This window comes from Clostridium sp. UBA4548, from assembly GCF_002387895.1.
Taxonomy (GTDB): Bacteria; Bacillota; Clostridia; order Clostridiales; family Clostridiaceae; genus Clostridium_J.
This window is the reverse complement of sequence record NZ_DGLI01000044.1, coordinates 284,952-307,980: the sequence shown is the minus strand read 5'-3', so window position 1 is coordinate 307,980 and position 23,029 is coordinate 284,952. Positions and strand designations below refer to the sequence as shown.

General features: G+C 33.2%; 21 protein-coding genes. 18 read left to right on the top strand and 3 right to left on the bottom strand.

Annotation, left to right across the window (positions count from 1 at the left end):
• Nucleotides 1-46: 46 nt before the first annotated feature.
• From B3040_RS16800 to B3040_RS16735, 14 genes are all read left to right on the top strand, one after another.
• Entirely contained in the window at nt 47-493 is a 447-nt protein-coding gene (locus B3040_RS16800; protein WP_291575870.1) for a DUF5946 family protein, read from the top strand.
• Between the two features lie 176 nt (nt 494-669).
• On the top strand, nt 670-1,293 hold the full coding sequence (locus B3040_RS16795) for an IS607 family transposase (protein ID WP_291575864.1): 624 nt from the start codon (nt 670-672) through the stop codon (nt 1,291-1,293).
• Nucleotides 1,271-2,416 (top strand): RNA-guided endonuclease InsQ/TnpB family protein, encoded by a 1,146-nt coding sequence (locus B3040_RS16790; RefSeq protein ID WP_291575862.1) that lies wholly within the window; start codon nt 1,271-1,273, stop codon nt 2,414-2,416. The genes B3040_RS16795 and B3040_RS16790 overlap by 23 nt, the downstream gene beginning before the upstream one ends.
• 166 nt (nt 2,417-2,582) lie before the next feature.
• Nucleotides 2,583-3,458, top strand: a complete 876-nt coding sequence (locus B3040_RS16785) for an AraC family transcriptional regulator (protein WP_291575861.1) — start codon at nt 2,583-2,585, stop codon at nt 3,456-3,458.
• A 310-nt stretch (nt 3,459-3,768) separates the two neighbouring features.
• Nucleotides 3,769-4,731 (top strand): helix-turn-helix transcriptional regulator, encoded by a 963-nt coding sequence (locus B3040_RS16780; protein ID WP_291575859.1) that lies wholly within the window; start codon nt 3,769-3,771, stop codon nt 4,729-4,731.
• A gap of 92 nt (nt 4,732-4,823) precedes the next feature.
• Complete coding sequence (locus B3040_RS16775; protein ID WP_291575857.1) at nt 4,824-5,345, top strand: VOC family protein; 522 nt, start codon at nt 4,824-4,826, stop codon at nt 5,343-5,345.
• Between the two features lie 451 nt (nt 5,346-5,796).
• Nucleotides 5,797-6,120 carry a PadR family transcriptional regulator gene (locus B3040_RS16770; protein WP_021283817.1) on the top strand — a complete coding sequence of 108 codons (324 nt, stop codon included), beginning with the start codon at nt 5,797-5,799 and terminating at the stop codon, nt 6,118-6,120.
• The gene (locus B3040_RS16765; RefSeq protein WP_291575848.1) at nt 6,120-6,467 is read left to right on the top strand and encodes a DUF1048 domain-containing protein; all 348 of its coding nucleotides are present in this window, start codon (nt 6,120-6,122) and stop codon (nt 6,465-6,467) included. The genes B3040_RS16770 and B3040_RS16765 overlap by 1 nt, the downstream gene beginning before the upstream one ends.
• Before the next feature lie 9 nt (nt 6,468-6,476).
• Nucleotides 6,477-6,827, top strand: coding sequence for a DUF1048 domain-containing protein (locus B3040_RS16760; protein WP_291575846.1), 351 nt, complete (start codon nt 6,477-6,479; stop codon nt 6,825-6,827).
• 144 nt (nt 6,828-6,971) lie between these two features.
• Nucleotides 6,972-7,160 carry a cysteine-rich KTR domain-containing protein gene (locus B3040_RS16755; protein WP_291575843.1) on the top strand — a complete coding sequence of 63 codons (189 nt, stop codon included), beginning with the start codon at nt 6,972-6,974 and terminating at the stop codon, nt 7,158-7,160.
• Nucleotides 7,161-7,275: 115 nt separating this feature from the next.
• A complete protein-coding gene (locus tag B3040_RS16750) occupies nt 7,276-8,037 on the top strand; it encodes an ABC transporter ATP-binding protein (protein WP_291575839.1) in 762 nt (253 codons plus the stop codon).
• The gene (locus B3040_RS16745; protein WP_291575837.1) at nt 8,038-8,802 is read left to right on the top strand and encodes an ABC transporter permease; all 765 of its coding nucleotides are present in this window, start codon (nt 8,038-8,040) and stop codon (nt 8,800-8,802) included.
• A 487-nt stretch (nt 8,803-9,289) separates the two neighbouring features.
• A complete protein-coding gene (gene nagZ / locus B3040_RS16740) occupies nt 9,290-11,020 on the top strand; it encodes a beta-N-acetylhexosaminidase (RefSeq protein ID WP_291575834.1) in 1,731 nt (576 codons plus the stop codon).
• 724 nt (nt 11,021-11,744) lie between these two features.
• Nucleotides 11,745-14,357, top strand: a complete 2,613-nt coding sequence (locus B3040_RS16735; protein WP_291575832.1) for a cation-translocating P-type ATPase — start codon at nt 11,745-11,747, stop codon at nt 14,355-14,357.
• A 282-nt stretch (nt 14,358-14,639) separates the two neighbouring features.
• Here B3040_RS16735 and B3040_RS16730 read toward each other — a convergent pair whose 3' ends face one another.
• Nucleotides 14,640-15,812 (bottom strand): hypothetical protein, encoded by a 1,173-nt coding sequence (locus tag B3040_RS16730; RefSeq protein WP_291575830.1) that lies wholly within the window; start codon nt 15,810-15,812, stop codon nt 14,640-14,642.
• Between the two features lie 1,037 nt (nt 15,813-16,849).
• Between B3040_RS16730 and B3040_RS16725 the strand changes: the two genes are divergently transcribed.
• The 4 genes from B3040_RS16725 (at nt 16,850) to B3040_RS16710 (ending at nt 19,900) form a co-directional block, all read left to right on the top strand.
• Nucleotides 16,850-17,710 (top strand): Hsp33 family molecular chaperone HslO, encoded by an 861-nt coding sequence (locus B3040_RS16725; protein WP_291575822.1) that lies wholly within the window; start codon nt 16,850-16,852, stop codon nt 17,708-17,710.
• 26 nt (nt 17,711-17,736) lie between these two features.
• Nucleotides 17,737-18,471 carry a MerR family transcriptional regulator gene (locus tag B3040_RS16720; RefSeq protein WP_291575820.1) on the top strand — a complete coding sequence of 245 codons (735 nt, stop codon included), beginning with the start codon at nt 17,737-17,739 and terminating at the stop codon, nt 18,469-18,471.
• Nucleotides 18,472-18,745: 274 nt separating this feature from the next.
• Nucleotides 18,746-19,147 carry a RidA family protein gene (locus B3040_RS16715; RefSeq protein ID WP_291575816.1) on the top strand — a complete coding sequence of 134 codons (402 nt, stop codon included), beginning with the start codon at nt 18,746-18,748 and terminating at the stop codon, nt 19,145-19,147.
• Nucleotides 19,148-19,534: 387 nt separating this feature from the next.
• Complete coding sequence (locus tag B3040_RS16710) at nt 19,535-19,900, top strand: hypothetical protein (protein ID WP_291576010.1); 366 nt, start codon at nt 19,535-19,537, stop codon at nt 19,898-19,900.
• Between the two features lie 155 nt (nt 19,901-20,055).
• Here the strand turns inward: B3040_RS16710 and B3040_RS16705 are convergent, their stop codons facing one another.
• On the bottom strand, nt 20,056-21,744 hold the full coding sequence (locus tag B3040_RS16705) for a YncE family protein (protein ID WP_291575814.1): 1,689 nt from the start codon (nt 21,742-21,744) through the stop codon (nt 20,056-20,058).
• Between the two features lie 284 nt (nt 21,745-22,028).
• Entirely contained in the window at nt 22,029-22,838 is an 810-nt protein-coding gene (locus B3040_RS16700) for a ZIP family metal transporter (RefSeq protein WP_291576008.1), read from the bottom strand.
• Nucleotides 22,839-23,029: the final 191 nt, after the last annotated feature.

Below are 23,029 nucleotides of genomic sequence, written 5' to 3'. Positions count from 1 at the left end.
TTTTATTAGGGAAAGATAATTAAAGGTTATAAAGGAGGCGGTAATAATGGTTGATAATAATACAGTTATGAAAGACGGAAGATGTATGGAATGTGGTGCAAGAGAAACTGATGGTTTTTCTTGTTATGAACTATTTGGATTTCCCCTTGTATGGGAGCATAATGATCCTAAGTTATATGCCTTGCACTTTTGGCTTGTTTCCTGCTATATGATACAACATCCTTCAAATTACACAGCTGAAGGATATAAGCACTTAATAAAGTTATTTATTGAGGCCTATGATAACAACTGGGACTCATCATATATTCTTAAGAGAAACAGAGAAATGGTAAAATCATTGGGTAAAATAACAAGCTCCATTCCAAATTTAGAAAGAAACCGTGAACTAAGGGAATGGCCCATGACAATTGAAGACATATACTTAGGCGGTGAGGAAAATGCAATTGCCAATATTAATAAATGGAAAGACCAAATAAGAAATGAGCTTAGGTAATAAAGACCTATCCCACATAATGGTGCAAGAAATGTCGGATAGGTAGTTTCAATCTCTGTTATTCTATTGATATGAGGAGGGGAGCAACAGCTTAAATGTAACTACTAAAACTTAATAAAATATATTTGTATATTATTAGTTTTATGCTGCCATAATATGTATAAAGAGGTGATAGCATGAAATATTATACAATTGGTCAATTCTCAAAGTTAGTAGGAAAAAGTATTCAAACTTTAAGACTATGGGATAATGAGGGGAAATTAAAACCACACCATATAACAGAAGGTGGACACCGTTATTATTCTGAACAACAAATTAATCAAGTTTTACAAGTGCCACTTGTTAAGAGAAACAGAAAAGTAATAGGTTATTGTAGAGTATCAAGTAATAAGCAAAAAGATGACCTTGAAAGACAAATTGAAAATGTTAAAACATATATGATTGCTAAAGGTTACCAATTTCATGTTATTACTGATATAGGAAGTGGCATTAATTACAATAAAAAAGGATTAAATCAACTTATAGACATGATAACTAATTCTGAAGTTGAAAAGATAGTAATTTTATATAAAGATAGATTATTAAGATTTGGGTTTGAAATTATAGAAAACCTATGTGACAAATATGGAACTACTATTGAGATTATAGATAATACTGAAAAAAATGAAGAACAGGAGTTAGTTGAGGATTTAATTCAAATTGTTACAGTTTTTAGTTGTAGATTGCAAGGCAAGAGGGCAAATAAAGCTAAGAAAATGATTAAGGAGTTATTAGAAAATGATACTGGCGAAGAAAGTTAGAATTATCCCTAACGTTGAGCAAGAACAAAAATTATGGCAATCAGTTGGAACTGCAAGATTTATATATAACTGGACACTTGGAAGGCAAGATGAAAATTATAAAAATGGTGGTAAGTTTATAAAAGATGAAGATTTGAGAAAAGAGTTAACCATCTTAAAGAAATCAGAACTTAACTGGCTCAGTGAAGTATCTAATAATGTTGCAAAACAGGCTGTAAAAGATGCCTGTAATGCTTATAAAAACTTCTTTAAGGGGTTAGCGGATAAACCAAAATTTAAAAGCAGAAGAAAAAGCAAACCATCATTCTATAATGATACACACAAATTAAAAGTAAAAGAGAACTTAGTATTGGTTGAAAAGGTAGGTTGGATAAAAACAGCAGAGCAGATACCAATGGATACTAAATATACTAATCCAAGAATAAGTTTTGACGGGAAGTTTTGGTATATATCTGTAGGTATTGAGAAAAGAGAACCCATACCTGAAAATACAGGTATATCAATAGGTGTGGACCTTGGACTTAAAGATTTAGCAATAGTTTCAAATATAGATAGGCGGTTTAAAAATATAAATAAAACTAAAGAAGTTAAAAGACTAAAAAAGAAATTAAAAAGAAAGCAAAGACAAGTTTCAAAAAAATATGAAAAAGGTAAAATTCAAATAGGAAAGGAAGGTGAAAACCGTTATAAGTTCACTAAAACTAATAATATAAAAAAACTGGAAAGAGAAATTAAACTTATCCAAAGAAGGCTTTCTAATATACGTTTAAATCATATTCATCAAACAACAACTGCAATAGTGAAAACCAAGCCAAGCAGAATAGTTGTTGAAGATTTAAATGTAAAAGGTATGCTTAAAAATAAACACTTATCAAAAGCCATTAGCGAACAATGTTTTCATAAATTTATTAGTATTTTAGAATACAAAAGTAAATTTAATGGAATTGAATTTGTTAAAGCAGATAGGTTTTATCCTTCAAGCAAAACCTGTTCTTGTTGTGGAACAATAAAGAAAGATTTAAAACTTAAAGATAGAGTTTTTATCTGTCCATCATGCAATAGTAGCATTGATAGAGATAAAAATGCATCAATAAATCTTTCAAAATACAAGGAATCAGCATAGTATCACTAAAAAGATAATGCTGACATGTACTGTTCGTTACACAGGAATTTAAGCCTTTGGAGCAACATAAGAAACTGGAGTAGTCTTATGACAAAACAGGTTGCGTTGAATAAGGAAAAAATCTCTAAACAGTAGACTTTAGTAGATTTTATGTAACGGTCATAACATGGATTCAATTAAAAATATGAACAAAGCACTTAGTTATATTGAAGTAAATCTTGATAATGACATTGATTTGAAAGAAGTTGCAAAGATATCTTTATGCTCACAATATCACTTTCAAAGGATGTTTTCTTTCCTTGCAGGAGTAACCCTATCAGAATATATTAGGCGTAGACGACTTACTCTTGCAGCCTTTGAACTTAATAACAGTGATATAAGAGTTATTGATGTTGCAGTAAAATACGGCTACAGCTCAGCGGACTCCTTTGCAAGAGCTTTTCAAGGGTTACATGGAATAACTCCATCTGAAGCTAGAAACAAGGGTCAATGTCTAAAATCCTATCCAAGAATGACCTTCCAATTATCAATACAAGGGGGAAATGAAATGAATTATCGAATTGAAGAAAAAGAAGCCTTTTCAATAATTGGCATAAAAAAAAGGGTGCCAATAGTTTTTAATGGAGTAAATCCAGAAATTGCTGCTATGTGGCAAAGCCTAAACATGGAGATGATTAAAACACTTAAAGAACTTTCAAACGTGGAGCCAATGGGCCTAATAAGTGCATCAGTGAACTTTTCAGAGGGAAGAATGGAAGAGAAGGGTGACTTTGATCACTATATTGGGGTAGCAACAAATAATCAGTGCCCAAGGGATTTAGCTGAGCTTACAGTGGCACCTTCAACTTGGGCTGTATTTGAGGCAATAGGGCCCTTCCCAGAAACACTGCAAAATGTCTGGGGACGCATTTACTCTGAATGGTTTCCAGGTTCAAATTATGAAATAGCAGAAGGACCTGAGATACTGTGGAATGAGAGCAAAGATACAACTTCTCCAAATTTCAAAAGCGAAATATGGATACCGGTGAAGAAAAGAAAGTAGCTGCTAATTAAAATGAAGAATTATATATATCTTGATATAATCTTTCTCTTGTTATAATCTTTCTCATAAATTTATAGTACTAGAGAACTTAATTAGTAAATCTATTAAAACTATAGAAGCATAGAACAGGTAGGAAAACTTCTTAAAGATATTACAAGTATTTAAGTAAAATTGAAGTTGAGCCTCCTGTTATTCTATTTAATCCCAAGATATCCTGTTATAATTACAGAATAGAGATTTAATAATGAAAATAGAGATAAAACTAAAGGAACATACTAAATTGGAATGAGTAAGGAAAAGAGGTGGTGCTGTGTCAAAAAACGATAATATGCTAGCCATTCTGTGGATGCTGAATTCAGGAGAAAAAATAACGGCTAAGCAAATAGCAGAAAAATTAGAAATAAATATAAGAACAGTTTACCGCTATATAGATTCTCTCTGCGCCAGCGGGGTACCTATAGTATCCGACACAGGTCAGAAGGGTGGTTATAGTTTATTGAACAATTTTATCAGAGCACCCTTGTTTTTTTCAGTTGAAGAACAAAAGGCTATACTTCAAGCGGCTACATTTGCAAAAGAAGCTGGATATCCTTTTAGTGAATCCTTAGACAAAGCTACAGAAAAGTTAAAGATGTATTCTAATGTGGAACAGGAAAAACTACTCAATGATCATTTAGCTACCTTTGATGTAATAAATCGCGTTTCTGACCCTAAGGTTAAGGTTACATTAGGGGAGCTTGAGCAAGCTGTAGTAAATCAGTATTCTGTTGAAATTGGGTACCGAACAAGTAAGGAAGAACAACCAAAACAAAGAACTATTGACCCTTATGGAGTGCTTTATTGGAATAATAAATGGTACACTGTGGCATTTTGTCATCTTAGGAATGAAATCCGCAGTTTTAGAGTTGAGAGGATTTTAGACATAAAACATATTAAAAGGGCCTTTATGCGTCCAGAAGACTTTTCAGCAAGAGAGTTTTTTATGCAAAGCATTTTATCCCATCAAGAAGGTAAGGCAGAAATGGTTTCATTAGTTATAAGTGGCAGGGCAGAAGCCTTGGACGATCTGTGCAATCATTGGTTTTTAGGGCATCATCTTGAAGAAAGGACTTTAAATGAAGCTACTTTTTTACTTGATGAAAGAGTAATTCATAAATACGTACCATATTTTCTCTTATCCTATGGTAAAGCTATTCAGGTGATAAAGCCTGAAACCTTGAAAAAGGCATTGGTTTATGTTACAGCAGAATTAATGGAATATTATCAAAGTTAACAGCTTCACTGACAGCAGTTGTCAGTGAAGCTGTTTTATAATAAGTATAACAATGAAGAAAGGTATTTCGTGAATTTAAAGGAGGAAGAATTATGAGTAAACATATTGGAGTAACTGGTAAATACACAAAGAACGGAATCCCAAAGGGCTTTACAACTATAACACCATTTATTGTAGTAAAGAATCCCAGAGAAGCAATAGAGTTCTATAGCAGTGTTTTTAACGCTAGGATTAAGGATACTACTGAATTTACTGATGAAAGTGGAAATAAAATAATTGCTCATGCTGAATTAGACTTTGGAAATGGCTGTTTACAGTTAGGTGCAGCTAACCCAGCATATAAATTAATGTTGCCGCCAATAGGGGATGAAGCTTGCTATTCTTTGGCAATTTATGTTGATGAAGTAGATAAGGTATTTCAAAGTGCAGTAGAAAGAGGGGCAAAGGTTAGAGAGCCCATTGCTAACTTTGTTTCAGGGGATAGATTTGGCAGCATTTTAGATCCTTTTAACGTAAGATGGACCATCATGACTAGAATCGAAGATTTATCAGAAGAAGAAAGCAGCCGTAGAGTAAGAGAATGGGCTGATAGCTTTAATAAAGTAGAAAAGTAAAACTATATATTCAATTAGAAGTGGAAATTACCAAGTAGACATAATGCATTGTTCATTGATATGGATATAATTTGAACACAAAAAAATTAAGAAAGCACATTGATGATTTTATCAATGTGTTTTTAATTTTTAAGAAGTTTTACAAATGAAAATGATGTAGAAGACTTTATTCAGACTAGGGATATTTCCCTTAAGGTTAAGGACTTGTCCAATTGCTATTAACCCAATTCATATGCAGTAATATATATAGAAACTTTATGGAAAGTTAAACTGTTTTATCTCTAGGTTATTGAGAATACTCAACTTCATTTATATAATCCTTAGTATTATTTTAAATCTTGCTGATAAAAATAAAAAAAGTATATTGACAGCAGCACTACTACGTGATACTATATAGCTGTAGTAAGTAATACTGAATACCAGTAATACAGAATAGCAAGGAGTGGTTACATTGGAGAACCTTACAGAAATGCTTAAAGGAGTGCTAGAGGGCTGTGTTCTAGAAATTATCAGCCATGAAGAAATATATGGCTACGAGATTACTAGGAGGCTGAATGCACTGGGATTTTCAGATGTTGTAGACGGCACAGTTTATACCATATTAGTACGACTTGAAAAAAACAAGCTAGTGGAAATTACGAAGAAACCATCGGATATGGGACCACCGCGAAAGTTTTTCACCCTCAATGACGCGGGGCGTGAGGAACTGAGGAGGTTTTGGGAAAAATGGGAGTTCGTATCATCAAAAATTAATGAGTTAAAGGAGAAGAAATAATGAATTTTTGGGAAAAAATCACGGGAAGTGACATTACTAAAGAATTTAAAACTTTTGAATCTCGAGCGAAAAAGCTACCTGCTGATTATCAAGGGGCATGGGAAATAATTAAAGCAAATCTTTGGTCCCACTCAGATTTCACTGGTCGCAACCTTATGCCAATCCTTGACGGTGTTCTTGGATTACTGGAAGAAACGGCAGCGGATGGACAGAGCATCCAGGAGGTTTTGGGTAACGATATCAAAGGCTTCTGCTTAGCCTTAGTGGGTGAAGATGGGGCAAAGACTTATCGTGGCAAGTGGCGAGAGCAACTTAATAATAATATTGCTAAAAAGTTAGGTAAATAGGAGGAGAAAATGAGAATACAAGATATAATTGAAGGCAAAAAAGAGTGGAAAGCCCATGTGGCACGTGTAAAAACCCTTCCACAAGATTATCAGATCGTTTATAAAGAAATTCAAAAGTATCTCTTTAAGGTGGGGCCTGTTGAGTTAACTGATGGCATAGACTTGTTATCAGGGATTATAGATCTTTTTGAAGAGGGTGTAGCCATGGGTAAAGGTGTCCTTGAGGTGACAGGCAGAGATGTAGCAGCATTTTGCGATGACTTAATTAAAGATTCAAAAACTTATGCTGACATCTACCAAGAATCTGCTAACCAAGAAGTTAACAAGGCCATGAAAAAGGTAATAGATAAAACAAAGTAAAAATGAAAGCAGTGGATGAAAAGGCAATTAAAATAGAAAAATCTGCACTCCTCCCAATGTGGGAGTACATTGAAAAGCAACTTAATGGTTGCAGGCATTAAAAGCATAATTATCAACAACAACCTGAAGTAAGGGGATGGTACAGTGTGTAAATATGAGTGGATATTATGCCCGGTGTGTGGCAATAAAACAAAGGTGAAGATAGGGGTTGATACGGTAATTGAAAACTTTCCGTTATTTTGTCCTAAGTGTAAACTGGAAACTATAATTAATGTAAAACAAATGAATATATCAGTTATCAAAGAGCCAGACGCTAAGACGCAGAGCCGATAACCGTGAGTAAAATCACTGTTGTCGGCTCTTTTTTTATGATAATTCCTCAAGCTGCATTGAAAAAATTTGACGCAGCTTTGAGACTGGTCACTATATTGTAGGGGAGGAAAAGAAAATGAAAAAAAATATCATAGAAATTAAAGGGGTAAAGAAAGCTTATAAAGATTTAGAAGTACTTAAGGGAGTGGATTTTCAAGTAGAGCAGGGGGGCATCTTTGCACTACTAGGTTCCAATGGAGCAGGAAAAACAACCATGATTAGAATTATGGCTACCTTACTTAAAGCAGATGCTGGAAATGCTAAGATCAATGGTTTTGATATTGAAAAAAATACAGGGAACATTAGAGGTTCCATAAGCCTTACTGGTCAGTTTGCTGCTATTGATGAAATTTTGACTGGTCGTGAAAATCTTCAAATGATAGCAAAACTTAGACATCTTAAAAATCCAAAGGTGGTAGCAGATGAGTTAATTAACCGTTTTGGTATGGCAGAAGCTGCAGATCGCAGAGTGGGTACTTACTCTGGGGGTATGAAAAGAAGAATTGATATAGCAATGAGTCTTGTGGGAAATCCGAAAATCATTTTTCTAGATGAGCCAACAACAGGGCTTGATCCAGAAGCACGTTTAGAAGTTTGGAAAATTGTAAAAGAATTATCAGCTACAGGAACTACAGTGTTTTTAACCACACAATACTTAGAGGAGGCTGAACAACTTGCAGATAAAATTGCTATTCTTCATGGAGGAAAAATCATTGCTCTAGATACACTAGAGGGGTTGAAAAAATTATTTCCACCTGCAAAAGTTGAATACGTTGAGAAGCAACCTACCTTAGAAGAGATATTCCTAACAATCATTGGTAAAAAGGAGGAGAAATAAATGGAATCAATAAAAAAATATTTTTTAAAAGATATAAGTGTTATGTTTGGACGTTCTATGCGTCATATTTTTAGAAGCATGGATACAATTATTACAGTTTGTATTACACCAATTGCTATGATGCTATTATTCGTATATGTATTTGGGGGTGCAATTAAGACTGGTACAGAGAATTATGTTAATTACCTATTACCAGGTATAATGTTAATGGCTATTGGTAGTGGAATTGCATATGTATCTTACCGATTGTTTATAGATAAAGAACGTGGTATTTTTCAGCGTTTTCACTCTATGCCTATAGCTCGTTCTACAGTATTATGGGGGCATGTATTAACTTCATTAATTTCAAATGGAATTTCCGTAATAGTGATTATACTTGTTGCATTATTAATGGGCTTCCGCTCTTCAGCAGGAATCTTAGAATGGTTAGGAGTCTTTGGAATTCTTGGGATCTTTACACTTGCTTTGACTTGGGTGGCTGTAATTGCTGGACTTGCTGCTAAAACACCAGATGGTGCAGGGGCCTTCTCTTACCCAATCATTTTCCTACCCTTTATCAGCTCTGCCTTTGTACCAACAGATACTATGCCTTCGGTAGTACGTGTCTTTGCAGAAAATCAACCTGTAACCCCTATGGTAGAAGCTATTCGTAATTTATTAGCAAATAAGCCAGTAGGAAATGATATTTGGGTTGCCCTTGCTTGGTGTATTGTAATAATGTTAGTAGCTTATAGCTTTGCCATGAGGGCTTATAAAAAATTATAAGTACTGGGTTTCACAACACTCATATATAAAAGTTAATATTTTCACTGAATTTTACCCCTCCACATGTTTTTATGGGACATATGGAGGGGATTTTCTTTGGAGAGGTATGGATGAGTTTAGAATATTATCAAAAGAAAAAAGCATATTTCATTACTGAAATAGGAGAGATAAAGAGATTCAAACACCTTTGAATTTCTATTCCAACGCTGGGGTAAAAATATAAAAACTAGGATTACTACCACCATTTACCCTTGCATATTCTTCAGAAGGTTATAAGTTCCCATGCTTAGTAATATAAATAACCGTACCCTTGAGTACGGAACATAGGGTGAAAGAGAAGGATAAATTTAATACTTCATTTTAAAAGGCAATTGAGATCTTTGTAATAAAAAAGCATGAGTACCATAAACATATTTTAATTATAGTTGAAGATTTGTTAAGGAAATTGTAAATACTAAAAATAATATGATAAAAAGGGGTGAGGAGAATGAATAAACAAAGGACTTCTCGGCTTAAGCTATTTATTTTTACAGTTCTACTCCTGATTTTAGCCTTGGTGATTGGTATTAGAGTTTTAAAAGAAAAGAGTTCAGTTAAAGAAGAGCCAAATATAACTGACCACAACAGTGGGAACCCATTAGATGTGGATAAGGATGAGATTTCAAAACTTGAGGAATTAGTGAAGAAAACATTTTCCTTAGCTAAGGAAGGTAAAGTTCCTAATATTTCTTTTGTTTCTGGGAAAACACAGTGGAAGGAAGTTAATGAACAGTGGGGAAAATCAAATCATATTTCAGAAACAGCTGAAGGTAGATATGAAGAGTATGAAAATCGTCATGTCACTCTTGGTTATACTCATGACATTGTTAATGATATAAGAAATTATAATCCTGAACTACAAGCCATTTCTTTAAAGGAAATCAAGAAAATTGGTGGAGAACCTAATGATCTTAGATATTATAAGGATTCAACCTATGATCAAATCATACTTGTCTATCATATAACTACTTCCACTGATTTATTATGGGTTTTGCCAAGACCTACAGATAAAGAACCAAACCCAAAGGTAGACCATAGTTCACTCTACGCACAGATTGATGAAAAATCTAATGAACAAGGAAATCAATCTATTTCTGAGGAGGTTTCTAAAATGGACTTGGAAGAAAAAATTGGGCAAATGATCTTTGCTGGGGTCTCTGGAACTACAATGGATACTGGAGCACAAAAATTAATAAACCAATTACATGTTGGAGGAATTATTTTTTATAAGAATAACTTTGAAAACCCTACACAAACTGTTGAACTTGTGAATCAAATAAAAGCTGAAAATAGTTCTAATACACCCCTATTTCTAGGTGTTGACCAAGAGGGTGGACGTGTCATAAGATTACCTGGGGCACTAACTAATTTTCCACCAAACAAACAGATTGGAGAGGTAAATAACCCTGAATTTTCTTATAAAATTGGAAGACTTTTAGGCTATGAATTAAAAGAATTTGGCTTAAATCTGGATTTTGCACCTGTTCTTGATATTAACAGCAATCCCAATAACCCTGTGATTGGTGACAGATCCTTTGGAAACAACCTAGAAATAGTAAGTAAACTTGGCATTGAAACCATGAAGGGGATACAGTCTCAAAAGGTTATTCCAACAATTAAGCATTTTCCAGGCCATGGAGATACAGCAGTGGACTCTCACCTTGAACTGCCAATTGTAAATAAAACCCTTAAGGAACTTATGAAACTAGAGTTAATCCCATTTAAGCGTGCCATTGATGAGGGAGCAGAGGTTGTCATGGTAGCCCATATATTAATACCTGAATTAGATAAAAATAATCCAGCATCCATGTCAAAGGTGGTTATGACGGATGTTCTTAGAAGACAACTTGGTTTTACTGGGGTAATCATAACGGACGACATGACAATGGGGGCTATTGTAGAACATTTTGATATTGGCAAAGCAGCAGTAGAATCAGTAAAGGCAGGTAGCGACATTATCTTAGTAGGCCATGGCTATGATAATGTTGATAAAATTCAATCTGCTTTAAAATCCGCTATTGAAAAAGGAGAAATCTCGCAGCAAAGAATAAATGAAAGTGTGGAAAGAATTATTAAGTTAAAAAGAAAGTATGGTATTAAGGATGAGAAGGTTGAAAGTCCAGACATAAATGGCATAAATAAATTAATTGCTGACCTTCTAAATAAGTATTTACATTAGGGGTGTCATCTTTAGTATTATTTTAAATCTTGTTTAAGTTCTTGTTAAGTTAATTGACATTAACATAAAAATAAAATAATATAGATGTACAAGAAGTTTTAGATATTAGGAAGTAAAACTTACTTAGAAGGACTTGGTGGAAGATTTCTATAGAGTGTTTTCACCATGACTTTCTAGAACAACTTTCACAGAATAATTGAAACTTCATATTATATTTAATATAAATTTAATAACTTTTGTAGAGGGAGTAACTATCTGTTAATTAACAATAGGAGATTATTGAAATCAACTTGTTCACAAGGACCTTGTTGATAATCAATTTATATTAATAAACCTGTTGATTAAATTAGCAGAAATCAAAGTCGTCACTTCGGAGAAAATCCCGGCTTTGATAACTACTATAGTTTTGTAAGACTCTACAGCTAGATTTATTCTAGCTGTGGGGTCTTTTTATTTTTCTTTAAATAGCTTGAAAAAGTAACTTGTTCAAGGTGAGCTTGTTAAATTGAACTTTCATAATGAGCTAGCTCAAAACCAACTTGTTAATTCTTTAAAGGAGGGGATTATTAAGAATAATTCATATTTTTTTAGAGCAATTCACTATATATGCAATCTAAGTTGAAGAATATAAAACTTAAATGCAAAGCAAAATAAAACAGTAATTATGTGTTTAAAAAGAGTAGATTTAGTTAAGATATTTATTACGAAAGGAAGCAATTAAAATATGGAAAATTTCTATAACAAAACCATAGATCAGGTCCTGAAAACTGTGGGAGTAACCTCACTGGGACTAAGTAAGGAAGAAGTAAATAAAAGAAGAGAACAGTATGGCTATAATGAGTTAACTGAAGGAAAAAAGAAAACTGCACTAGAGGTATTTTTAGAGCAATTTAAAGATTTTCTAGTAATAATCCTAATAGCTGCAGCAGTAATCTCAGCTTTTCTTGGCAAGTTTGAAAGTACAGCAGTAATTTTAGTGGTGGTTATAATTAATGCAATTTTAGGAACGGTACAGCATATGAAGGCTGAACAATCTCTAAGTAGTCTTAAAGCATTATCCTCTCCAAATGCTAAAGTTTTAAGAAATGGAGAAAAACTTGAAATTCCATCTAGGGAAATATTGGTAGGAGACATCATGTACCTAGATGCAGGGGATTATATTAGTGCAGATGGAAGAATTATTGAAAGCTTCAGCCTTCAAGTTAATGAAAGCTCTCTTACAGGAGAATCAGAAGGAGTTAATAAGATAACTGATATAATTCAGGGAGAAAATGTAGCCATTGGTGATAGAAAAAACATGGTATTTTCTGGGGGTTTTGTCACCTATGGTAGAGGCACTATTTTAGTTACTGGTATTGGAATGAGTACTGAAATAGGTAAGATAGCAAACCTTTTAGAAAGTGCAAAGGAAAGAAAAACACCACTGCAAGTTGGACTTGATAACTTTGGAAAGAAGCTTGCTCTTATTATACTTGCTATCTCAGCAGTGATATTTGCTTTAAGTATCTTTAGAGGAGAGCTAATTATTGATGCCTTTATGTTTGCTGTATCCCTTGCAGTGGCAGCAATACCAGAAGCTTTGAGCTCAATAGTGACAGTAGTTCTTGCGCTAGGTACTCAAAAGATGGCAAAGGAAAATGCCATTGTAAGAAAGCTTCATGCAGTAGAGAGTCTTGGAAGTATATCTGTAATCTGTTCAGATAAAACAGGAACTCTTACTCAAAATAAAATGACTGTTCAAAAGGTATTTGTGGATGGTAAAATCGTTGACCATGATGAACTAGACCATGATAGAGAAATAGAGAAACAGCTTGTATTAATGTCTTTATTATGTAATGATGCTGTAACGGTAGAAGATAGGGAAATTGGTGATCCAACAGAAATTGCTCTAGTAAACTTAGGGGAAATTTATGATTTAGATGAGCTGCATATAAGAAAAGAAATTGGAAGGCTTAAAGAGCTTCCTTTCGATTCAGACAGAAAGCTTATGAGTACAGTGCATAAAATTCAGGGAAAAACTATCATGATAACTAAAGGTGCTTTGGACGTGCTTTTAGCTAGAACTATAAATATAGAAACCTCACAGGGAGTTGCACCAATCACAGAAGAAATAAAAAAAGACATTGAAAACACCAACTGGGATTTCTCCAGAAATGGACTAAGGGTTTTGGCTTTTGCTTTTAAGGAAGTGGATGAGAATATAGAGTTAACTCTTGAAGATGAACATGACCTTACCTTTGTTGGTCTTATTGCCATGATTGATCCACCAAGAGTTGAATCTGCAAAGGCAGTGGAGGATTGTATAAATGCTGGAATAAAACCTGTAATGATAACTGGTGACCACAAAATCACAGCTGCAGCTATTGCCAAGGAAATAGGAATCTTAAAAAATGAATCAGAAGCTATGGAAGGTTACGAACTAGAAAGTCTTAGTGATGAAGAATTAAAAAATACAGTGGAAAACATCTCAGTTTATGCTAGGGTTTCCCCAGAACATAAAATAAGAATTGTAAGAGCGTGGCAGGAAAAAGGTAATGTGGTTGCCATGACTGGAGATGGAGTAAATGATGCTCCAGCACTAAAACAAGCAGACATTGGAATTGCCATGGGAATTACAGGTACAGAGGTGGCTAAGGATGCAGCTTCAATGGTATTAACTGATGATAACTTTTCTACAATTGTAAAATCTATTTCTAACGGAAGAAGCATCTATGCTAATATTAGAAATGCCATAAAGTTTTTATTATCAGGAAATACAGCAGGAATTTTATCCGTAGTCTATGCCTCAATACTAGCATTACCTGTACCTTTTGCTCCAGTACACCTGCTATTTATAAACTTAGTTACAGATAGCTTACCAGCCATTGCCATTGGACTTGAACCTCACAGTAAAAATATAATGAAAGAAAAACCAAGAGGAATAAATGAGCCAATACTAGATGGAGCCTTTACTGTAGAGGTTATTTTAGAAGGACTATTAGTTGCCTTAGGCACCATGATTGCTTTCCACTTTGGGCTATCAAGTGGAAATGTAACAGTTGCAAGCACCATGGCCTTTGCAACCTTATGTTTATCAAGACTTCTTCATGGATTCAACTCAAGGTCAAAGGAATCCATATTTAAAATAGGTATCTTTTCTAACAAATATCTGTGGTTTGCCGTAATAATAGGCTATCTGCTTCTAAAAGCAGTATTAACCTTTGAGCCTATAATGGGAATCTTTGAAGTAACTGCCCTTAACTTCAATCAATATTCAATGGTTTATGGCTTATCCTTTATGCCGCTGATATTGGTACAAATTTATAAGTTGATATTTGTTAAGTATAATAGAGAATAGAAAAATAAAAAACACTACTTCTTTAATATATATTTTATAGAAGTGGTGTTTTTCTAAACTTGGATTAGGTTATATGTTTTTATTGTTTATATTACGAGATGAAACCTGTGGTTTGACCTTAGGGTTTCCTTTGATTTATTAAAACTCTCCACTGTGGCACCAGAGTTTTACTTCTATGTTATAATGAAAAAATAATTTATGTAACCAAATAACCTAGAGGAAGTAAGAAAAGAGAGAAAAATCCAAATATAACTAATGAAGAGTGCTTAACAAAAAATAGTGTTATAAACTACAATTTGAGGTGAAAAGTATGGAAAAATATAACAAAGAAGAATTGAAAGAAGCCTTAGAAGCTATAGCTTCAGCCATAAATGAAAGTGAAAAAATACAGCCTAAGTTTCCAGAAGGTACTTCTAAGCACACACTCCTTAGGAATAGAATAAAAGCCTTGTATATTTCAAAAGGAATATTTATATACAAATAGTTTTTAGATTCACCCTTAATGCAGCTCTCAGTAGCGCTACTAGCAATGCTAGTGGTATTAGTATTCATAGCACCACTAGTATTGCCGACATTGCTATTAATGGTAAAATTAGCATTAGAAGTACTATTGTTATTGGCAGCATTACTGGTAGCAAGCATAACTTCATATAATTTATTAATATTTAATCTTCCATAGCCCCACTCACGATTTGGATACATTATATTGGGATCTTTATCTGTTGCAACTATAAGAAAATTTTTTACTACTGGTGGGTCCAGCATTGAATATTTGTTCTCAACAACCCCCCACTGATATATTAAGGCTACAGCACCAGCTAATATGGCACCAGGCATTGCACCGACACTACCTATAACTAAGGAGTTATTTAGCCCCGCAGTGAGGAAATGCATTCCTCCAGTGGTGAAGGAGGGTTTTATTACCCCAACTCTAGGAAATCTTTTGCCTGAACTTTCTATAATACTACTATTTAGCTGATTATGATTGGCTGTAACAATTATATTAGTTGAGGAGGAAGGAGTTAATATAGTTGTATAGGGACTAGGGGTTAAAAATCTAGTGATCCCTATTAATAGCTGGGAATGAGGTATCCATAAATCATACATTCCACTGACCACCAACTCCCCAAACAAACTTATTTTCCAAATTCCTTCAGTAGTGTTTCTAATTATCATATTTACACTCATAGTGCCAGTAACATTTTCTCTAGCTAAATAATCAATGATTAATCCATTTTCCTCCATAGTTATATATTCGTTAGTTTTGTTACCTAGAGGTACAGGAATCCCAGTTATAGCATTTCCTAAAGGTGAAGTTACTCCTATTGTAATAATATCTGGCCTTTTAGTATAAACTTCCACACTTAAAGCTCTTTGACCAGCCCCAACATTTATAAAAATTTCTTCAGTTTGTCCCGAAGCTCTAATTAATCCACTGGCATGAGTATACCCCATCCCTTGATTTCTAGTTTCCGTAACTATTGAAAAGTTTGCTTTATTTGTAATACTGTCTATATATCTTTTATCTTATCCTTGTTATATTCAGTTCCATAGGGCATGATTTCTTTCAATATTAATAATGTCAGGAATATTTTCTAGTAAGGCTCCTAACATACCTTTTCGTACAAGAAGTGTTGCAAAAAACTTCTTCGTTACATAAACCTTGGCATAGCCAATATTAGCCAATGCCGCTCTTATATCGCCTACATATTCTATAAAATGCGCTTCATAGTCTGGATTAAAGTAATAATTTTAAAACTCTTCTCCGTATAGGGGATTTACAGTGGAATCGGCAACTTCTCTCTCTTTTAGTTGAACAATTTAAGTATCTGTGATTCATAATATTTTATCACCCTATTTTATTCATTTGGTTTAATATATTAATTTTCAAATAAATAGGTTCCTAGGTTTTATTAAAACCATAAGAACATGCTTCTTTTGCCCTTCCATTCATTAAAATGAAAGGAATAAGTTGTAATGACATAATTAAACATCTCCTTAGTTTTTTAATTTTTAATAATAAATAAAAATTAAAAGAAGCATATTGAAAATGAAGAAAAGTTATTTTATCACAGAAATACGTAAAATTTGCAGGCCACAACTTATCTTCTGCAAATTTATTTGAAGTTAAATAGCTCAAACTTATAATGAAAGATGATTTATGTCCCCTAAAACTTAAAGGTTTAGGAGCTTTTTTATTGGAGATGCACCACGGTTGAATAAAAGGGTTAAATAAAAAATAACTCTTGCACCTCACCTTACGTTAGGTTGTAAGATTTATTTACTACCTTATATAACCTTACGTAAGATATGGATTCCATCATGCAATTTTAAGATTATTCATGGTCATATACCTTTAAGGGAGCTAGGGAAGGACTTATGTGTAGTTTAAGTATTAACTTTGGTTCTCTATATATGAAGAAGTAACTTAGAAACTTTTCAATAGAAAAATTGTGAGAAAACTAAAAAAACTAAGAAAGGACTGAAATAAAATGAACAATTATATATTAAAAACCTTAGCCTATAACAAGCAAGTTAGAATTTTCTTCTTGGATGGTACAGATATGATAAAGGAAATCTGTAATCATAAAAATATTGGCAAGACTTTAAAAGATGCACTAGGAAAAACTGTATCAATTGCAACTTTAATATCTGCAACCCTAAAAGGGAATCAAAGAGTTAGTATAAAGGTTAGTGCAAGCAATAGAAAGCATAAAATTTTTGCAGACGCTGATTCCATGGGAAATATCCGAGGATATATAAGTGATGAATTATTAAATGTACCAATAGATAATATAGAGGGTTTATCCATTAAAGAAGTAATAGGACATAAAGGCTGCATCCAAGTATTGAAGGATTTAGGAATGCATAGTATTTTTACTGGCATAACAGATATGCCCTATGGAAATATTGTTGATGACTTTTCCTATTATTTCAAACAAAGTGAACAAACTGATTCATTTTTTTCAATAAATATAGTTTATAATAATAATGAAGTTGTATTATGTAGAGGTATAATGGCTCAATTGCTTCCTGGTGCACCTACTGGTCTTATTGATACCATTAGAGAAACTATTTTTGAAAATCACTCAATTTTGTCAAACTTAGGAGACAATGAGAGTTTAAAACATATACCTTACTTATTATTTAATGATATTGAAATAGTTGAGAAATATCCAGTTCAATTTCTTTGCGGATGCTCGAAAGAAGTTTTTTACCCTATGCTATACTCCCTTAGTAAAGATGAGCTGGAAGACGCATTTCAAAATAAAAAGTCCATGGAGATTGTATGCAATGTTTGTGGTAAGAAATACTCTTTTAGTTCTCAGGATATAAAAAATCTTATACATTAAATGAAAGTTAGAAGGATGTGATCACAGTGCAGAATAGAACCTGGAAGGTAGGTGAGCTATCTAAGCTCACAGGGCTTACAATAAGAACTCTTCACCATTACGATGAAATTGGGCTTTTGAGTCCAACCTCTAGAACCAACTCTGGACATCGTTTATATGATGAAGGGGATATCATAAAACTACAGCAAATTATGTCACTGAAGGAATTGGATTTTTCTTTAGATAAAATAAAAGAGTTCTTAGAGAACCCTGAGCATAATCCCAAGGAAATTATAGAGATGCAAATTGAAAGGTTAAATCAGGAAATTAAACTCAAAGAAGAATTAAAGGGTCAGCTACAGGAACTGTGGCAGGTTTTCAACTCTTGGAGAAAACCAAATTTAGAGCAGTTTATTAATTCCATTGAATTAATAAAAAATCAAAAGAAATACTTTACACAGGAGCAAATCACCCTTATAAAAAAACAATATAATGAACTAAATAATAATGAAGCAGATAAGTATGCTAGTAGTTGGGGCGAATTAATTTCTTCATTTCAATATGAAATGGAAAAGGGAACATCTGTAGAGAATCCAACAGTGGTTGGCCTAGCAAGAAAGTGGAAGGAAGCAATGGATTTTTTTACAGGGGGAGATACAGAAATTATAAGTTCAGCTGAACGATATTACTCAGACAATCCACATGCAGCAAAAGGAAGTGGTATCAATGGAGAGCTTTATAAATATATGAAAGATGCATTAGCAAATATAAGTGTTGAGTAGATGAAACTAATAAGCTCGTCATATTTAAATGGTATAAATAACCTGAGATTAGATGAGAAAAATTGACAATAATTAATATAAATGATAGGATAAATTAGGATACAAAATTATTTTAAAGGAGGAATATCTTATGAAAAAAAGAGCATTATATAGTCTTTCAATTGGCATAGGGTATTCTACTGCTGTTTTTTTCTAAAATTTATTATTTAAGGGGTAAGTGCGCCCTTTTTTACCAGTAAATGATAAAATAATAATTTTAGAGGAGACATTTAAAATGAATAATAAAGAAAAGCTAGTAGTAAGATATAATCCGGAACCAGTTCCTAAACCAGTAGGACATTATAGTCATGTAACGAGGGTATCAAAGGATGCTGATTTATTTGTTTTTTCAGGACAAATAGGAATTGACTCTAATGATCATATTCCTTTAGATATGAATGAACAAGTAAAAAATACAATTAAAAACATAGATACTATTCTTAAAACACAAAATTTAAGTTCAAGTAATATTATTAAAGTTAATATATTGGCTACAGAAGAAATTGATTGGGTATATTTTGATTCTATTTGGGATGATTTTTTTCAAAGGGATTATCCATCAATGACAATTTCTTATGTTTCTGCTTTAGGCTTGACCTCTCTAAAAATAGAGATTGAAGTTTGGGCTGCTGGCTAATATTTGCTATCACTCTTTTTAAAATTTAATGAAGAACAAAACATCTTTTTATAATATAAAGTAGTAATAAAGTAATATAAAAATACCGTACTATCCATAATGATATGCTATCTTTAGAGTAGCAGTTCATAAATGGATTTTACGGTATTTTTTTTAATCTGAGAAGGTTGCAACTTTAATCTTTAGGAGAACCACATAGCCTAAGAAGTAGATTTTTATTAAACCCTACACTGTGGTACCAAGGTTTTAGTAGTGTGCTATAATGAAAAGACAATTTATGTATACAGACAATTTAGAGGAAGTAAGAAAAGAGAGAAAAATCCAAATAGAGTTAATGAAGAGTATTTAACAAAAAATTATTATAAAATACAATTTGAGGTGAAAAGTATGGAAAAATATAATAGGGAAGAATTGAAAGAAGCCTTAGAAGCTATAGCTTCAGCTATAAATGAAAGTGAAAAAATACATCCAAAGTTTCCAGAGGGTACTTCTCAACACACACTCCTTAGGAATAGGATAAAAGCCTTGTATATTTCAAAAGCCTTAATAGGGGAAGAAAATATTGTAGACAAATATACAGAAGAAGAGCTAAGAGAAGCATTACCCCCCGTAACTTCTCTTATGAGTAAATGTGAAAAAGCACACCAAAAGTTTCAAGAGGGAACCTATCATCATACCCGCTTAAAGAAAATAATAAAAGCTATGTATATTTCAAAAGCATTAATAGAAGAGGAACTTAGTAAAAGGGGTTAAATCTTAGTTTTTATAAGAATTATCCACAATAAAGCACCCAAGGCTAAAGTATTGCCTTAGGGTGCTTTGAACTTTTAATTATTTACAGTTTATATTTACTGATGTTAGGTGGTTTCTGCTAGTTATTTTAAATATAATATTTTAGACTGTGAAAATTATTTGGTAGTTAAATTACGAATATAGATACTGGAAGTTCCTAGATTATTTAATGAGACACTTCCAACAGGGTATGGGCCACCAGGCAAAACTAGTTTATAAGGTTTTAGCTCCTCGGTTACAGTTACAAAAGTCAAAGGTTGACCATTAAGAAGTACTACAACCTGAGAAGTCATACCTGTGTCTGTCTTTGCAAGGAACATAATGCTGTTTATCTCTGAAGGTACACTTGGTAATGGATAGCTTCTACCTGGGGCTATTCTTATTCCACCATTAGAAGTACATTGTTTTGATTCACAGCTTCTTAAAAATGGCACTTCAACTTGAACAAGCTTTTTAGATTTAACTGTTGCAGTTACTTTAACAGTGCAGTCTGAATTATTATTACAGCATATTCTTGTGCCTTCACTAACTTCACTACAACCACAAGTTGCATTATTAATTTCACAGCTTAAATCTCCACCTTCAGGCAACATAAGGGTAACATTCTTATGAAAATCTATTACTTTTTTAAAACAACTGTTATTACAACCGTTATTTGTTATGCGAAGAACTACTTTTATTTGCAATTTAACGTCAACTAAATCCTGTTGTTCATCTATTTTAGTTATACTTAATACAGAACATTTACTTTCTAAAACCTGGCATTGAAGTGATTGGGTTTTATTTGAAGTAGGAATTTTTATTGTTTTTTCAACTTCGAACATACAGGAGTCAAAGATTCTTGTGGTTTCAATACACATTCTATCTAATGGAGCTGGACATGGAAAGTTAATATTTCCTATTGCTATTCCAAGGGGAAGATCTCCCACAGGAATAGTATCTACAACTGTATTGGTGTTTGTAGCTATCACTGATACATTGTTATCACAGGCTCTTGTCACATAAGCAAAGCTTCCATCAGGTGTTATTGCTATGCCAAAAGGGCAGGGGCCAACAGGAATACTTTTTACCACTGTATTTGTTCCTACATCTATAACAGACACCGTATTATCGCCAACGTTTGTAACATAAACAAAATTCCCATTTGGAGTTATAGCTACATTAGTAGGTCCAAGTCCAACGGTGATAGTTGCTATTACTGTATTGGTACTTAAATTTATTACAGATACTGTATTAGATAAAGAACTTTGACCTTGGTTTGCCACATAAGCAAAGTTACCATTTGGGGTTATTGCTATACCTTGAGGAAAATCTCCCACAGCAATGGTGGTTACTACTGTATTTGTAGCAGTGTCTATCACAGAAACATTATCTGATTTTGAATTAGTAATGTAAACGAAGTTTCCATCTGGAGTTATTGCAACTCCAACAGGATCTCTGTCAACAGGTATGGTGGCTATAACTAAATTTGTAGTAGTGTCAATTACAGAAACAGTGCCTGAAGTAGAGGTTGCAAGGCCAGAATTTGCAACATAGACATATTTACCATCTGGGGTTACTGCTATGCCTGCAGGGAAATCTCCAACAGTTATGGTTGTTACAACAGTATTAGAGCAGGTGTCAATAACAGCTACCACATTAGAAAGATTTGTCACATAAAGATACCTACCATCTGGAGTTATTGCAATAGCTTTTACAATATTATCAGGAGATAAAACAGGTATAGTATTTATCACTGTATTGTTACTTGTATCTATAACTGAAACTTTATTATTATCATTTGCCACATAAGCAAATGTAGGCATACTAATCATCTCCTATATTTTTGCCTGAATTTATTTTCTTACTATTATATATGCTTGGACATAGCAATAAGTTAATAGTTTTAGGAGCTGTAGACTATAAAAAGTTATAGGTAATTTATGGACTTATATAAGGAGTAATTGCATTAACAAATCAGTAATAAATCATGAAACATCAAAGCATATTATAAAGCTTTTTTAAAGTTTTAAATAAGTAAGGTCACGAGAAAAAGGGGTTCTTTTGCAAATAAAAAGAATTAAGGATTTGTATCCTTAATTCCTTTTAATTATCCTAAAGCTACATCTAAAAACATCATCACAGCAAATCCAATCATGGCTCCTATTGTAGCTATATCAGATTTTCTCTCTAACTGTGATTCTGGTATCAATTCTTCAACTACTACATATATCATTGCTCCAGCAGCAAAGGATAATGCATATGGAAGTATAGATTTCATTCCAATAACTGCAATTGCACCTATTACACCAGCTATGGGTTCAACAACCCCTGATGCTTGCCCGTATAAAAAGCTTTTGGTTCTAGATAACCCTTCTCTTCTAAGAGGTATAGAAACTGCTGCTCCTTCTGGAAAGTTTTGAAGTCCTATTCCAAGAGCTAATGCTATTGCACCAGCTAGAGAGGCTGATGGTAAATTTGCAGCTACTGCTCCAAAAGCTACTCCTACTGCTAATCCCTCAGGAATGTTGTGAAGGGTAATTGCAAGTACCAATAAAACGCTTCTTTGCCAACCAGTCTTTACACCTTCCGCTTTATCAGTGGGGGTTCCACTATGAAGATGGGGTATTACTTTATCTACAGTCCATAGGAAAGCCCCTCCAGCTAGAAAGCCGACAACTGCAGGTAACCAAGCAGGAGTACCTGATTGCTCTGCCATTTCAATAGCAGGTTGTAGTAAAGACCAAAAACTTGCAGCAATCATAACCCCAGCTGCAAAACCTAACATTCCATTAAGTACCTTTTTATTGATAGTCTTAAAAACAAAAACTAAAGCTGCCCCTAATGCAGTCACAAACCAAGTGAAAAGTGTTGCTAAAAGTGCTTGAATCACTGGGTCTAGCCCTGTAAACCAATTAATCATAAAAAAACCTCCAAACTAAAAAAATATTATTCCATTAAAAAAATCATTAACTATTAATATATATATCTATTTTATATAAATAGTTTACCAAAAAATTCTTGTTTAATCAATAATAATTATCATTTAATTATGCTTATTAAATATTCCCTAGGAAATAATTGCTTAAAAATTTTTATATATAGAAATAA

Coding starts and splice junctions, on each gene's coding strand:
- B3040_RS16715 (WP_291575816.1), top strand. CDS start 18,746: ATGAATAATAAAGAAAAGCTAGTAGTAAGATATAATCCGGAACCAGTT.
- B3040_RS16710 (WP_291576010.1), top strand. CDS start 19,535: ATGGAAAAATATAATAGGGAAGAATTGAAAGAAGCCTTAGAAGCTATA.
- B3040_RS16795 (WP_291575864.1), top strand. CDS start 670: ATGAAATATTATACAATTGGTCAATTCTCAAAGTTAGTAGGAAAAAGT.
- B3040_RS16735 (WP_291575832.1), top strand. CDS start 11,745: ATGGAAAATTTCTATAACAAAACCATAGATCAGGTCCTGAAAACTGTG.
- nagZ (WP_291575834.1), top strand. CDS start 9,290: ATGAATAAACAAAGGACTTCTCGGCTTAAGCTATTTATTTTTACAGTT.
- B3040_RS16725 (WP_291575822.1), top strand. CDS start 16,850: ATGAACAATTATATATTAAAAACCTTAGCCTATAACAAGCAAGTTAGA.
- B3040_RS16760 (WP_291575846.1), top strand. CDS start 6,477: ATGAGAATACAAGATATAATTGAAGGCAAAAAAGAGTGGAAAGCCCAT.
- B3040_RS16790 (WP_291575862.1), top strand. CDS start 1,271: ATGATACTGGCGAAGAAAGTTAGAATTATCCCTAACGTTGAGCAAGAA.
- B3040_RS16745 (WP_291575837.1), top strand. CDS start 8,038: ATGGAATCAATAAAAAAATATTTTTTAAAAGATATAAGTGTTATGTTT.
- B3040_RS16785 (WP_291575861.1), top strand. CDS start 2,583: ATGGATTCAATTAAAAATATGAACAAAGCACTTAGTTATATTGAAGTA.
- B3040_RS16775 (WP_291575857.1), top strand. CDS start 4,824: ATGAGTAAACATATTGGAGTAACTGGTAAATACACAAAGAACGGAATC.
- B3040_RS16765 (WP_291575848.1), top strand. CDS start 6,120: ATGAATTTTTGGGAAAAAATCACGGGAAGTGACATTACTAAAGAATTT.
- B3040_RS16800 (WP_291575870.1), top strand. CDS start 47: ATGGTTGATAATAATACAGTTATGAAAGACGGAAGATGTATGGAATGT.
- B3040_RS16750 (WP_291575839.1), top strand. CDS start 7,276: ATGAAAAAAAATATCATAGAAATTAAAGGGGTAAAGAAAGCTTATAAA.
- B3040_RS16705 (WP_291575814.1), bottom strand. CDS start 21,744: ATGCCTACATTTGCTTATGTGGCAAATGATAATAATAAAGTTTCAGTT.
- B3040_RS16730 (WP_291575830.1), bottom strand. CDS start 15,812: ATGGGGTATACTCATGCCAGTGGATTAATTAGAGCTTCGGGACAAACT.